The organism is Desulfolithobacter dissulfuricans (assembly GCF_025998535.1).
GTDB classification, from domain to species: domain Bacteria; phylum Desulfobacterota; class Desulfobulbia; order Desulfobulbales; family Desulfobulbaceae; genus Desulfolithobacter; species Desulfolithobacter dissulfuricans.
Genome location: NZ_AP024233.1, coordinates 228,881 through 241,444, shown reverse-complemented (window position 1 = coordinate 241,444; position 12,564 = coordinate 228,881). Strand labels below are relative to the sequence as shown.

13 protein-coding genes are annotated in these 12,564 nt (G+C 58.1%); 10 read left to right on the top strand and 3 right to left on the bottom strand.

The window, feature by feature from the left end; genetic code table 11:
• The first annotated feature begins 30 nt into the window (after positions 1-30).
• Positions 31-1,596: a uroporphyrinogen-III C-methyltransferase gene (gene cobA, locus GF1_RS01045; RefSeq protein ID WP_267927773.1), complete on the top strand. Its 1,566-nt coding sequence runs from the start codon at positions 31-33 to the stop codon at positions 1,594-1,596.
• 27 nt (positions 1,597-1,623) lie between these two features.
• Complete coding sequence (locus GF1_RS01040) at positions 1,624-2,067, top strand: cereblon family protein (RefSeq protein WP_267927772.1); 444 nt, start codon at positions 1,624-1,626, stop codon at positions 2,065-2,067.
• Here GF1_RS01040 and GF1_RS01035 read toward each other — a convergent pair.
• Together GF1_RS01035 and GF1_RS01030 are read right to left on the bottom strand one after the other, a co-directional pair.
• Positions 2,048-3,250, bottom strand: coding sequence for a glycosyltransferase family protein (locus GF1_RS01035; protein ID WP_267927771.1), 1,203 nt, complete (start codon positions 3,248-3,250; stop codon positions 2,048-2,050). The genes GF1_RS01040 and GF1_RS01035 overlap by 20 nt on opposite strands.
• The gene (locus tag GF1_RS01030) at positions 3,250-3,831 is read right to left on the bottom strand and encodes an acyltransferase (RefSeq protein ID WP_267927770.1); all 582 of its coding nucleotides are present in this window, start codon (positions 3,829-3,831) and stop codon (positions 3,250-3,252) included. The genes GF1_RS01035 and GF1_RS01030 overlap by 1 nt, the downstream gene beginning before the upstream one ends.
• A gap of 245 nt (positions 3,832-4,076) precedes the next feature.
• Here GF1_RS01030 and GF1_RS01025 point away from each other — a divergent pair, with 245 nt between their 5' ends.
• The 8 genes from GF1_RS01025 to GF1_RS00995 all read left to right on the top strand — a co-directional run bounded on the left by GF1_RS01025 (position 4,077) and on the right by GF1_RS00995 (position 10,419).
• Entirely contained in the window at positions 4,077-4,598 is a 522-nt protein-coding gene (locus tag GF1_RS01025) for a hypothetical protein (protein WP_267927769.1), read from the top strand.
• Between the two features lie 108 nt (positions 4,599-4,706).
• Positions 4,707-5,405, top strand: coding sequence for a hypothetical protein (locus GF1_RS01020; RefSeq protein WP_267927768.1), 699 nt, complete (start codon positions 4,707-4,709; stop codon positions 5,403-5,405).
• A 345-nt stretch (positions 5,406-5,750) separates the two neighbouring features.
• A complete protein-coding gene (locus GF1_RS01015; RefSeq protein WP_267927767.1) occupies positions 5,751-7,421 on the top strand; it encodes an FG-GAP-like repeat-containing protein in 1,671 nt (556 codons plus the stop codon).
• Positions 7,422-7,632: 211 nt separating this feature from the next.
• Positions 7,633-8,901 (top strand): porin, encoded by a 1,269-nt coding sequence (locus GF1_RS01010; RefSeq protein WP_267927766.1) that lies wholly within the window; start codon positions 7,633-7,635, stop codon positions 8,899-8,901.
• 96 nt (positions 8,902-8,997) lie between these two features.
• Entirely contained in the window at positions 8,998-9,231 is a 234-nt protein-coding gene (locus tag GF1_RS01005; protein WP_267927765.1) for a hypothetical protein, read from the top strand.
• Entirely contained in the window at positions 9,228-9,422 is a 195-nt protein-coding gene (locus GF1_RS01000) for a hypothetical protein (RefSeq protein ID WP_267927764.1), read from the top strand. Before GF1_RS01005 ends, GF1_RS01000 begins: the two co-directional genes overlap by 4 nt.
• Positions 9,422-9,595 carry a hypothetical protein gene (locus GF1_RS16340; RefSeq protein WP_353740419.1) on the top strand — a complete coding sequence of 58 codons (174 nt, stop codon included), beginning with the start codon at positions 9,422-9,424 and terminating at the stop codon, positions 9,593-9,595. The genes GF1_RS01000 and GF1_RS16340 overlap by 1 nt, the downstream gene beginning before the upstream one ends.
• Before the next feature lie 38 nt (positions 9,596-9,633).
• On the top strand, positions 9,634-10,419 hold the full coding sequence (locus GF1_RS00995; RefSeq protein ID WP_326491577.1) for an MFS transporter: 786 nt from the start codon (positions 9,634-9,636) through the stop codon (positions 10,417-10,419).
• 18 nt (positions 10,420-10,437) lie between these two features.
• Here the strand turns inward: GF1_RS00995 and GF1_RS00990 are convergent, their stop codons facing one another.
• Positions 10,438-12,288 carry a response regulator gene (locus GF1_RS00990; RefSeq protein ID WP_267927763.1) on the bottom strand — a complete coding sequence of 617 codons (1,851 nt, stop codon included), beginning with the start codon at positions 12,286-12,288 and terminating at the stop codon, positions 10,438-10,440.
• Positions 12,289-12,564 lie beyond the last annotated feature (276 nt).

Sequence of the window (12,564 nt, the reverse complement as noted above, 5' to 3'; positions counted from 1 at the left end):
GGCCGTTGCAACCCAGCCAATCAATCATTCATGAACAATACAGACGAAAAAATTAAAAGAACCGGCAAAGTGTACCTGGTCGGGGCCGGCCCCGGGGATCCAGGACTCATCACCCTGCGGGGAAAATACCTCCTGGAGCGGGCCGAAGTGGTGGTCTACGATTACCTGGCCAGCAAGAAACTGCTCCGGCACGTGCCGGACACGGCCAAACTGATCTATGCCGGCAAAAAGGGCGGCGGCCTGCACGCCTTCACCCAGCAGGAAATCAACGGTCTGCTGGTGGAACATGCCCGCGCGGGCAAGATGGTGGTCCGCCTCAAGGGCGGTGATCCGTTCATCTTCGGCCGGGGAGCGGAAGAGATCGAGGAACTGGTCCAGGCCTCGATTCCCTTTGAGGTGGTTCCCGGGGTGACTTCGGCCACCGCCGCGGCCACCTATGCCGGCATCCCTATCACCCATAGGGGATATACCGCCTCGGTGGCCTTTGTCACCGGCCACGAGGATCCGACCAAGAAGGAATCCAATATCGCCTGGGACAAACTGGCTACCGGCGCCGGGACCATTGTCGTCTACATGGGTATCAAGAACCTGCCCATCATCACCGCCAAGCTGATCGAACACGGCCGGGATCCCCAGACCCCGGTGGCCGTGGTCCGCTGGGCCTCCACCCCGCAGCAGCACTCGGTGGAAGGGACCCTGGAGACCATCACCGAAGTGGTGCGGGAAAGCGGTATCAAGCCGCCGGCCCTGGTCATTGTCGGCGAGGTGGTCAAGCTGCGAAACACCATTGACTGGTTTGAAAAACGACCACTGTTCGGTAAACAGGTGGTGGTGACCCGAACCAGGGAACAGGCCAGCGAGCTGGTGTCCCTGCTGGAGGAGAACGGGGCCGACTGCCTGGAATACTCCACCATCCATATCGAACCGGTGGAGGATACCGGCGCAGTGGATGCGGCTCTTGGCGAAATCGACACCTATGACTGGCTGCTGTTTACCAGCATCAATGCGGTCACCTGGTTTTTCAAACGGTTGTTCGAGCTGAAGATGGATGCCCGGGACCTGCGCTGCAGGATCGCGGTGGTGGGCCGGACCACGGCCGATGAACTGCAGAGGTATGGTATCCGTGCCGACCTGCTGCCGGAAAAATTCACCGGCGAAGGATTGGCCGAAGCACTGATCCAGGAAGGGGTCCAGGGAGCCCGCATTCTTCTGCCCCGGGCTCTCAAGGCCCGGGAGGTGCTGCCGCAGAGACTGACCGCGGCCGGGGCCGAAGTGCAGGTCGCCCCGGTGTATCGGAACGTGCCTCCCCAGGGGCGGAAGGAGGAACTGCGCGAACAGCTCCAGAGCGGTATGATCGACCTGATCACCTTTACCAGCTCATCCACGGTGCGCAACTTCCTGACCATGGTCGATGCCCGGGACCAGGAGGAACTGCACCGGTTGATGGATGGGGTTACCATTGCCGCCATAGGGCCGATCACCGCCAGGACGGTCACCGATGCCGGCCTGAAGGTCGATATACAACCAGAGCGCTATACCATTTCCGACATGGTACAGGCCATCGTCAACCATTACCGGGAAGGTGGCGCCGGGTAGAACGGGACAGGATCCATGCCAGCAGGGGTGACAACGACACAGGGACCCGGCGACGCGGAAACGCGGCGCCGGAGAGTCCACGCCCCGCTGCAGCAGAGAAGCGAGCGGAACCGCTCCCGGGACCGTGACCAGCCCCGCAGCCGCTCCGAGGACCACATTGCCGCACAGGACGACACCCCCCTGCGCTGCGCCAATTGCCGTGCCCCTGTCACCAGCCGATCCCAGGCCATTTCCGTCAACAGCAGCCACGAACACGCTTTTTTCAACCCGTCCGGTATCGCCTTCGAGCTGCGCTGTTTCCGCCGGGCACCGGGCTGCCGGGTCCTTGGCCACCCCACCAGTGAGTTCACCTGGTTTGCCGGCTACACCTGGCAGCTGGCCATCTGCGCCACCTGCCGCAGTCACCTGGGCTGGTTCTTTGCCGCGCCGGACGACTCCTTCTTCGCCCTGATTACCGGTCGAATTCAGTAACCCCTCCAGCAGTTCCGGTTTCGGCCTCCTGCCGAAACACGGCCAACCGCTGCTTGATATGGTCGACACCATCCAGGCGGAAGGTCTCGATGACCGCCCGATACTGTTCCAGCTGATCCAGCATCCCGGTGATCCGTTGCCGCATCCGTTCCGGGGTCAGCTCCGACCATGCAAGATATTCGACCAGGTTCTTTTTCTTGAATGCCCGGGCCCGAAGCAACTGTTCCTGGCGCGGGGTTTCCCGGGGGATGATCAACGAGGGTGTCTTCTGGCTGAGGATCTCGCAGATAGTGTTGTATCCGCCCATGGAGATGACCAGGTCTGCAGCCCCGAACATCTCTTCCATGCGGGGATAGAAGGGCAGGACCTTGACCGGGCGCCCCCGGGCCCGGCTGGAGAGTTGGCGGCGCTGCTGCCGGGGCATGAACGGACCGGTCACCAGGACCGACTTGATCCCGGACAGAGGTTCCTTCTCCAGCATGGTAAGATAGGTATCCATCATCTCAAAGCCATCGCCGCCCCCACCGGTGGTCAGGACAACCATCTTCTCACCGTCACGGACACAGAATTTCTTCCTGGTCTTGCGCACCACCTTTTCGGAGGCAACCCGCCGGGGCAGGTAGCCTGTGAAACAGGTCTTCTCCTGGACAGACTCCGGAATCCGGTACTCGACCACGGCGTCGTAGATATCCTGGCGGCCATAGATCCAGATTTCCGAGTAGAGGGTCTCCAGGTGCTCATACACGCCTTTATGTTCCCAATCAGCCCGAACCGTGTCCCGGTCGTCCATGATATCACGCAGGCCAAGGACCGTTTTCGCAGCCGGAGTATGGTGGCGGAGCCATTGCAGGGTGGGCAGGACCTCTTTTTTGAGGCCCAGGGGTTCCTTGTCGACGATGAAGAGGTCTGGCCGGAAGGTCTGGGCCGTAGCCAGGATGATGGATTTACGGATATTCAGGGCGTGCTCGGGATTGATCCGGATGGAGAGGGAATGGTACTCATCGTTGGTCTTCTTGATCATCCCGGGAATCCGGACAAAATCGACATTTTCCGGCAGGGAGAACCGACCGGCAATGGGCGAACCGGTCAGGATCAGCACGTTGACATCCCGCGTCCGCAGGTGCGAGGCAATGGACATGGTCCGGCGGATATGCCCCAGCCCATACGTGTCGTGGGAGTACATCAAAATATTGTATAATCCGTCGTCTGCCACGTCTCGCCCAGGTAATCCTTCAGGGTGAAGGGTTTACGATGCACCAGTTCCCGGATCTCCAGCGGGGAGAGGTCCCGCCGATCACCGATCTTCCGGGCCGGAACCCCGGCCCAGATCTCGTAGGGTCCTGGATTTTTAGTCAATACGGCCCCGGCGCCGAGGACCACCCCATCGGGAATTTCAGTCACCTGGTAGAGTACCAACGCATTTTCATGGATCCACACATCACGACCGATATACTTGTCCTGCCAGATGACACCATGCCGTTCCTGCTGCTCGAGAAGCGGTCGACGTCCCTGATGGATGTGGTCATGGGTATAGATGCGGCTGCGAGCGCCGATCATGCACCAGGGACCTATATGGATATTACCGGTGCAGTCGAGGATGGAAAATCTGCTGATACAGAGGTTGGTCTCGGTCCCGGCAGTATGGAAGGCCTCGGGCGAGATATAGAGCTTGCCCCGGTGGACATTACCGTGTGGCCGGCGGCGGGCCTCCTTCAGGGAGGCACGCAGGGTGGCCAGGGACTGGGTTGCCGGTTGAAATTCCATAACAGCACGGTTTCACACTGATTCAGTTTAACTTGAAATACCCTGGCAAAACCTACCCGCTGGGGCGGCAACAGGCAATAAAAAACAGAACCATTCGCATCACCCCTGCCGGAGGTATAACACTTTCTGGACAATTGCAGGAATAGTTCTTATCAATGTCAATTAGAAATATGTTGCAACACGCCGGCACCAACCAGCACCAGACAGAACAAAGAACAAAAAACACTTTCAACAAGGGAACAACCATGCCTGAAATACACCAGCCCCTCCCGGGTCCGGCCCGGGACCGTACCCTGTCGATCCGGTCCGTTATAACCGCTCTCCTGCTCCTGTCCGCTCTTATCAGCGGATGCGCCACCGTGTCCAGCGGGCAGGCCCGATACAGCGACCGGGTGGATGGTCTGTTCCAGAGCGCAACCGTCATCCCGGATCATACCTATTATTTTCTCGGCTCGGAAAACGATCCCGATGCGGTGATCGTCATCGACAACCGCTACCGGCTGCAAACCAGTCGAGCCTGGGCCAGGGCCGAACCGTCCGTAAAACTGCTGCAGCAATGGGCCTTCATGGCCAGAACCTACGAAGGTGACCTGGCCTGTCCCTACCGCGGTGTCGTCCTTCGCGGCCCGGATGGGCAGCAGGTGGGAATGGGGTATTCCCGCTGGACCTTTACCACCATAACCTACCCAAAGCCCGGGGTTGTGGCCGTGGGCCAGCCAATTCCCCTGGGTACCTGCATCGGGCAGGAACGTCTTGATGACATGTAGGTGGACTTGCCGGGTGACGGAGAAAAAGTACAATTTTTTGTATTGCCTTTCTCCGGGACGATGGTATTATGAAGGTAAGGATAGTTATCAAACAGACACTAGGGGAAAATGAAACTCAAAGGAATCATTCCAGCATTGATGACAGCAGCCGCGCTCATGACCTGCAGCGTGCTGCCTGCCATGGCCGAAGACAGCGGAAAAATTTCTGTCTTCTCCGGCAGGGACAGTGCTGTCAACGGTTTTCTGCTCTCGGCCGGCCTCAAGGGTCTGGAACCGGAGCAGACTGGATTTTCCTTTTCGCTTCAGCCAGTTCCAGGCAGCGAACGAAAGCTGTTCAAAGATGGCGACCTGCTTGACGGGCAGAATATCACCCTGTCCTACGAAGGTTCTTCCGGCCTGCTTGGTTTTTCCGCCGGCTACCTCTACACCACACCGGACGACAAGAGCCAGCCCACCCTTCTGCTGGGAATGAGTGAGCATACACCCCATGACCCCTCAAGGGCCTGGTATCTGGCAGTGGACCTTTCCAGAACATTCAAACTGGACGACAACATCTCGCTGGGGATTGACTCCAAAACCGCCCTCATGGATGATCCCTTTGCCGAGGAAGATAACCGTATTCTCTCTCTGCTGCTGAGCATGCCGGTGCTGATTCAGAACCGGGTCACCATTACTCCGGAACTCCAGTGGTCCCGCACCATGTCGGCAACCTCTGACACCGCCGATCCCGATTCGGCCAATCTCCAGGTCGATGAAACCACCCGGGATGTATTTTACGGCGGTGTTTCCATCACCTTTTCCTACTAATACGTTTTTTCCTTTCCATCATAGGCTACCTTGAAGAATTGCCTTTTCGTCCGATTTCTGCGTCACAGCAGATAAGCGAAGACTTCGAAATGAAAAATGCTCACATATGGCTAATATGCTGCGCTTTTTAATTTTCCTGCTCCTTGATCTCGAACGAAAATTCTTATTTTTCAAGGCACCCCATGTTCGTATCCGTTCACTCCGAAACCGCAGGAACGTCCCGGCTTCTCCATAGGTTCTCCTCTGCTGTTTTTGCTTGCACAGTGGTCATGCTGATGCTCTAATGCGGCGAATATTTTGCTTCATCCGTATTGAATATCGTCCCAACCAGCCAAGAGGGTGTTCATGATCCTGTCGTCACCGCGTTCCTCCATTCTGTTGTTCCTGTTTCTTTTTCTGACGATTTCCACGGTAAAAGGCCAGACCGCCCCGAACGGAGCCCGGGAAAGTAAAGTTGTTTTCCTCCCTTTTTCCATTGAAATACAGGGCCCATATGACTACCTGGGCGATGGGCTTGCCTCCATCCTGGCCACGCGGCTGGCCAGCCGGGCACCCATTATCGCCCTGCACAAGACCAGCGAGACCAGGAAACTGACCCATGATCTCCAGTCCGGCAGGCAGCAGCCGGTCCGCGACATCCTGAAACAACAGGGAGCGGATTATCTTGTCCTTGGCAGTGTGGCTGAAAACAGGGAAGAGAACACCACCAGGATATCGGTCTTTGTCCTTGGCGGCGAAAACTCACAGCTCCGGATGTTTTCGCGGCCCATTGGCGATATCGGCGAAGCGGTCCAGGCCGTGGACAGCCTGGCCTGGGATATCGCCGCCGATGTCTTTTCAATTCCGAGACCGGACACCACCGCGTCTGCCGACACCACCAAAGGTCGACAGGACGGCCTGGACGGATTCGAAACCGCCCATCCCGAACGGGCCTTCAAGGAAGGCATTTACCAGGACACCGGATCCGGGCTGGCCGGTGCAAAAGATTTCAGCCTGCTCATGGCCCGCAAGAGCCGCGAACTGGATGTGGACCCTGCGGACATGGACGTCGCCGACCTGGACGGAGACGGCACCCAGGAAATCGTTCTGGCCACCCGCCAGGCGCTGCACATCTATCAGTATGTGGATGAACACTTCAGCAAGAAGGGCGTCATCGATCTGGCGGACTATATCGCCATCCATGCCATCAATATCGCGGACCTGGACGGCAACGGCCGCCGGGAAATCTATGTCAGTGCCAGCAACCGCACAGAGCCCGCCTCGGCGATTATCGAGTGGAACGGCAAGCAGGCGACCATTATCCGACAGAACGTGCCCTGGTACCTGCGCCCCAGTGTCGATCCGACCAGAAAACAGATCCTCCTCGGCCAGAAAAGCGGCATCGACAGCCCCGTGGGCGAGACCATTTACGAGCTGAATTATGGACCGGACAATGTCCTGCAGCCGGTGCAGAAAATCTCCATCCCGCCGGGCTACACCCTGTTTGATTTCGCCCTGGTGGACCTGGACCAGGATGGATCCCAGGAAATCATCGGCCTGGACCGGGGCAACAAGATGCACATCTTTGACCGGCAGGGAGTGGAGTTGTGGAAATCCGGCGCCAGTTACGGGGCCAGCAGGAACTATTACGGCACCAAATCCATTTCCAGCGAAATGATGTTCAAGATTCACACCAGGATCGCTGCCCGCGACATGAACGGCGACGGCAAGCCCGACCTGATCATCGGTCGCAACCGACTCACCCACGTGCCCTACCTGAAAAAAATGCAGTACTTTGAGGGCAGTTCCATCGCTGGCCTCAGCTGGAAGGATGGAAGAATGTATACCCTGTGGGAAACCGGCAAGTTGCCGGGCTACACCGCCGGGTACCAGGTTGTTCCGGCCGGTGACCAGGCACAGGACGGAAGGATCCGTCTCTACTTCTCCCAGTCACCGGAGAGTTATCCGATGTTTTTCTTCGGCTCCAAGGCCTGCACCATCCACATGTATGAGATGGGAAAGAAAGTGACCCGGTGAGACAACTGGCACCAGCGCGGATCTGCCCAATCCCTTACCGGAGGACATGAAGAGAAGAACGGTAAAAAAATTTGTACACAGGTAAAAAAAACTTGACGACCCGTACCGGAAGGAATATTCTGCACCTAATCATGAAGTAAAATTTTGCTCCTGCGGTCGGACTGTCAGGAGCAGGAACAACCGTTCTACATAAACAGAAAGGAGAGAAGAGATGAAGAAAGTAATTGCTGCAGCTGCCGGCCTGATGCTGGTCGGCGCCATGGCTTCCGCCGCCGTGGCCGAGGTTAGCCTGAGTGGTGATGCCCGTGTCCGCTACGTCTACAAGGACAGCTATGATTTCGGTGCCACCACCAAGGATGGCTGGGACTACTTTGATTCCCGTATCCGGGTAAAAGTTGATGCCAAGGCAAAAGGCGGCGCCTTCATGAAGGCCCGGATGCGCTTTGACGACTACAAGTGGGATGGCCAAGGCTGGGGTGCCTACACTGAAGACAAAAACATCTGGGTTGACTACGGCTACATCGGTATTCCCATGGGTAATGTTACCCTGATGGGTGGCCGCATGGTCGGCAACTTCTCCGAGTTCTTCTCCTATGATACCCGTCCCAGCCGGGTCATGCTTCAGTATAAAGCCGGCGGCCTGACCGTCAAGGCCCTGGTGGACACCAAGGATGATGCCAACGTTGGCGACAACGGCCCGACCGATGTCAATGACGACAACGACTTCCGCGCCTACGGTCTTGTTGTTTCCAGCAAGATCAACGACGCCTGGTCGGTAAAGGCATACGCCCGGTACCAGGATGACGAGCGGATCGAAGACATCTCCACAACTACTGTCATCGACGACCTTGATAACAGCTTCGCAGTTCAGGATGGTGACAGCATTGAGCTGAACACCGTTACCACCACTACCCCCCATACTGACGCTTCCGGTTTCCTCGGTTCTATTCATCTGGACGGTAAGGTTGACGCTCTGAGCATTGCAGCCGAGCTGGCCTACAAGGAGTCCGACGTACAGGGAACCGATGATAACGGCATCGGTCTGTATGCAAACCTTGCCTACGCCATGGGCGCCATGACTCCGTCTGTCAACATCGGTATCACCCGCAACGGTTATACCGCTGACGGTGACTTCGGCTGGATCATGATCGGTGACATCGAGCCTCTGTCTGTGGTTTCCAATGTCGGTGACAGCAGCACCGAGTGGTGGTGGATCGCCCCGACCGTCAAGTACGCCATCAGCGACAACATGAGCCTGACCGGTAACCTGGTCTATGTTGACTTCAGCGATGACGACAACAATCCGGCCACCAACCTCGACGGTTCTGCCTTCGAGCTGTCCGCCATGCTCAAGTACACCGTATCCGAAGGAGCTGACCTCTACTTCGGCGCCGGTATGCTGGCCCCGGATTTCGACGATCCCACCGCAGCCGACGACACCGCTTTCGGTGCCATGGCCAAAATGCAGATCAAATTCTAAGTTTGATGCAGATCTGACACATTTTGCTGTGTAGGAACAACGGACCCGCCTTCTGGTGGGTCCGTTTTTTTTTGGGCATCACTCTGTTGAACACAAATGCGCCCTGAAGCGATCCTCCCCATAGTCGGCGCCGGGGTGTTCATGTCCACCCTGGACAGCTCCATGGTCAATGTGGCCCTGCCGACCCTGATGCGCGATTTTGGCAGCAGTCTGGCCATGACCCAGTGGGTAGTTCTTGTCTACCTGCTGACCATCACGGGACTTTTGCTGTTCTGGGGTATTTTTCCACCCGCTATGGCCCGGGCCGGATATACCGTCTCGGCCTGGTGATTTTTTCACTGGGCTCACTCTGTTCCTCGCTGACCCCGACCATCCATCTCCTTATCCTGAGCCGCTTTGTCCAGGCTTTGGGCGGTTCCATGATGATGGCCGTTGGCCCGGCCCTGATCCGGGCAGTCTATCCCCGGGCCAGCTGGGTGCGGCCCTGGGCAAGATCGGCATTGCCACCTCACTTGGCCTGATGGGCGGCCCGGTCCTCTCCGGCCTGATCATCCACTGGTTGCACTGGCGGCTCATTTTTCTGATCACCGTGCCGGTGGGGGTGCTGGTCTACCTGTTCTCCCGGGACTCAACACCCTGGACCTGTCTTCGCCGGAAGACTTTCGCAAGCAGACCAGCCCGCCCTTTGATCTGAAGGGCGCTCTACTATGGATCCTTGCTGTCTCCACCACTGTGGTGCTCACCAGCGCCATGGCCCACGGCCAGACCACCCCCCGGGAACCCGGCCGTCTGACAACCCTGGTTGCCGGACTTGGCACCGGGATCACCTGGATCGCCCTGCTCCTGCACGAACGTTCCACCCGCAACCCACTGCTTCCCCTCCGACTGATCAGACAACGTTTTCTGGCCATGGCCATTCTTTCGTCCATGCTCTCTTTCATGGTCCTCTTTTTTGTCATCCTCCTCATCCCGTTCTACCTGGCCAACGTCCGGGAGCTTGGTTCAGACACCATCGGCTTTGTGATGATGGCCATTCCCCTGTGCGTATTCTTTGTCGCCCCTGTGGCCGGTAGACTGTACGACCGGATCGGGGCGAGAATCGTCGCCACCACCGGCCTTCTCTGCTGCCTGCTCAGCCTGGTTCTCCTCACCGGTCTGTCCAGAAACACGCCTCTTGGAGGTATTGGCGCCAGCCTGGCTCTTCTCGGTTTTGGCCAGGCCATGTTCCTGGCCCCCAACTCGGCCTCGGCCCTGGCCGGGGTCAACAATCACCAGGCCGGGGTCACCTCGAGCCTGCTGGCCACGGCCCGGAACATGGGTATGCTGCTGGGGACCGCGCTGGCTGCCCTGCTTTTTTCCTGGTATTTTTCCCGCCTCACCGGCGGGCTGGACATGAAAGATTATCGGCCGGAACTTGCACCCGCCTTTCTCTCGGCCCTCAGGCGTACCTTTCAGGTCGGTTGTCTTCTTGCTTTTGGCGCTGTGGCGGCCTCGTGGAATCGAGGCGAAAAAAGTTGAACCTGGGTTGAAGATGGTTCAGGGCATCGGCGAGGCAGGCAGGGAAACCACGACCTCCGTCCCCCCGTTCTCTCCGGTTCCGGACTGTATCTCCAGTCGGCCGCCATGGTCCTTGACGATACGTTTGACCAGGGTCAGCCCCATGCCGGTGCCATAGGTCTTGGTGGTGAAGAAAGGCGCGGTGGCGCGCTCCAGGTTGAAATCAGCTATGCCCACGCCGGTGTCTCGTACAATGATCGCGATTTCGTCCCCATGGCGCTGCACCTCGATGGTCAGCCGGCCGCCGCTGGCCATGGCCTCCACCGCGTTGCGGATCAAGTGTACCAGTACCTGGCCAATCTGGTCCGGATCGATATCCAGAACCGGTTCCGGCTCCGGCAGGATCAGTTCATGGACTATATGGTAGCGCTGCATTGTGCTGTAGCAGAGAACCAGGGATTTCTGAATCAGCTGGTAGAGCGATACGGACCTGCGCACCGGTTCCGTCTGTTCGACAAAGGAGAAGAGATCGATGAGGGTCTTTTCGATCCTGGTGGCCTCCCGGGTCATCATGTTGAGAAACTTGAGCCACTCGGGATCACTGGTCTTCCTGGCAAGCAACCTGGCGGTACCGCCTATGGAGGTAATGGGGTTGCGAATATTATGTGCCAGCTGGGCCGCCATGTGACCCAGGGCGGAATACCGTTCCGCCTCGACCAGCATGTCCTTGTTCTTCTCCAACTCGCGGGTCATGGCCTCCAACTCACGGATCTTGCGTTCCATGGACATGTAGAGATGGCAGTGTTCGATGGCCAGGCTGGCCTGGCTTGCGAAACTCTCCAGGGCCCGGATCAGGTCCTCGGTGATGGACTCCCTGGTGACAAAATGATCAGCGATCAACACCCCCAGAGCGCGGCTGGGGGAATAGAGGGGCACCACCACAAAGGACTCCTCCTGCAAAAGACCGATCAGGCCAGGATCCACCGGGCAGTCACTTTGCCCTTCCTTCACATTGATGGAACGCCGTTCCCGGACCGCCCGAATCAGGATATGATCGTCATGCCAGCCCTCCACCCGCATGGCCTGGACAATCCGGTTAACCTCGCTGTCTCCGGTGAAGCAGTGGGCCTTGATACTGTCGAGAATCTCCTGAAAGCCAAGCTCCTTCTCCCGCATTTCACGCCAGATATCCCCGGCATCCTCCCGCCGGCCCGGGCCGATGGCCAGCCGCCCTTCAAGCACCTCACCCTCGTCGTCAAAAAGGGCAAGAAAGGCCCGGTTGAAGCCCAGCCCTTCCCGGGCCGTGATTCCCACCAGAATAGCCTGGAGTATCTCATCGAGCTCGGTCATGCTCAGGTAGGCCGAATTCATTTTCATGGTCAACTCGTGCAGGAGACCGATCCGGAAATGGGCCTGTTCGAGCTGCAGCTGATAGCGACGGTTGTTGATGGTCAAACGTCGCTTTTCAAGCACCCGGCAGACCGTCTGGAGAAAATCGGTGAACTGGAGCGGCTTGGTGAGGTAATCGTCGGCGCCGAGGCGTAAACAGGCCAGCGCCGTCTGGAGATCGGTCACCGCGGTGAGCATGATGATGGAGGTGTCGGGAAACTGCTGTTTCAGTTCCGGCAGCAGCTCCCTGCCATCACCATCAGGCAGGCCGATATCCAGCAGAACCAGGGCCACCGGATGCTGCTCCAGATGCTCACGCAGCCCGGCCGCCGAAGCAGCAGTCAGCACGGGAAAACCCTTCTCACGGAGAAAATCGGCCACAAGGTGGACAAGTTCCGGGTAATCGTCGACAATGACGATCGCCTCCCGTTCTTCGAGAAGCTGTTCCCTGGGCAGGGAAGAGGGGGAACATTCGGGCTGCAGGGGATCGTCCTTGGACATGGCCGCTCCTTGTGTTCTGAATCCGGACCAGCGCCGCTCAAGGCCGGCCTTGCTGCCGGACCACCATCCGGTTGGCGTGGATTCAGGTTTCGATGGGCATGGTTTTGTTAATACCGCTGAAAAAACCCCATGTCAAGCAAGGGAGCCCATTCTCGGATTGCCTGTGCCACCTGATGGTGGTAAGCTGTGGTATTGTGGCCGGCAACCGATCGATTCCCCGGCCGGGCCCGGTCCTGAAACGAGAAGGAAAAAATACACTCCTGAATCCGTGAAGCT

What these genes read in the sequence shown, in the direction of transcription:
- GF1_RS01020 (WP_267927768.1), top strand. Translation starts at nt 4,707, where the DNA reads ATGAAACTCAAAGGAATCATTCCAGCATTGATGACAGCAGCCGCGCTC.
- GF1_RS01025 (WP_267927769.1), top strand. Translation starts at nt 4,077, where the DNA reads ATGCCTGAAATACACCAGCCCCTCCCGGGTCCGGCCCGGGACCGTACC.
- GF1_RS01010 (WP_267927766.1), top strand. Translation starts at nt 7,633, where the DNA reads ATGAAGAAAGTAATTGCTGCAGCTGCCGGCCTGATGCTGGTCGGCGCC.
- GF1_RS00990 (WP_267927763.1), bottom strand. Translation starts at nt 12,288, where the DNA reads ATGTCCAAGGACGATCCCCTGCAGCCCGAATGTTCCCCCTCTTCCCTG.
- GF1_RS01015 (WP_267927767.1), top strand. Translation starts at nt 5,751, where the DNA reads ATGATCCTGTCGTCACCGCGTTCCTCCATTCTGTTGTTCCTGTTTCTT.
- GF1_RS01035 (WP_267927771.1), bottom strand. Translation starts at nt 3,250, where the DNA reads ATGTACTCCCACGACACGTATGGGCTGGGGCATATCCGCCGGACCATG.
- GF1_RS16340 (WP_353740419.1), top strand. Translation starts at nt 9,422, where the DNA reads ATGGGCGGCCCGGTCCTCTCCGGCCTGATCATCCACTGGTTGCACTGG.
- GF1_RS01030 (WP_267927770.1), bottom strand. Translation starts at nt 3,831, where the DNA reads ATGGAATTTCAACCGGCAACCCAGTCCCTGGCCACCCTGCGTGCCTCC.
- cobA (WP_267927773.1), top strand. Translation starts at nt 31, where the DNA reads ATGAACAATACAGACGAAAAAATTAAAAGAACCGGCAAAGTGTACCTG.
- GF1_RS01005 (WP_267927765.1), top strand. Translation starts at nt 8,998, where the DNA reads ATGCGCCCTGAAGCGATCCTCCCCATAGTCGGCGCCGGGGTGTTCATG.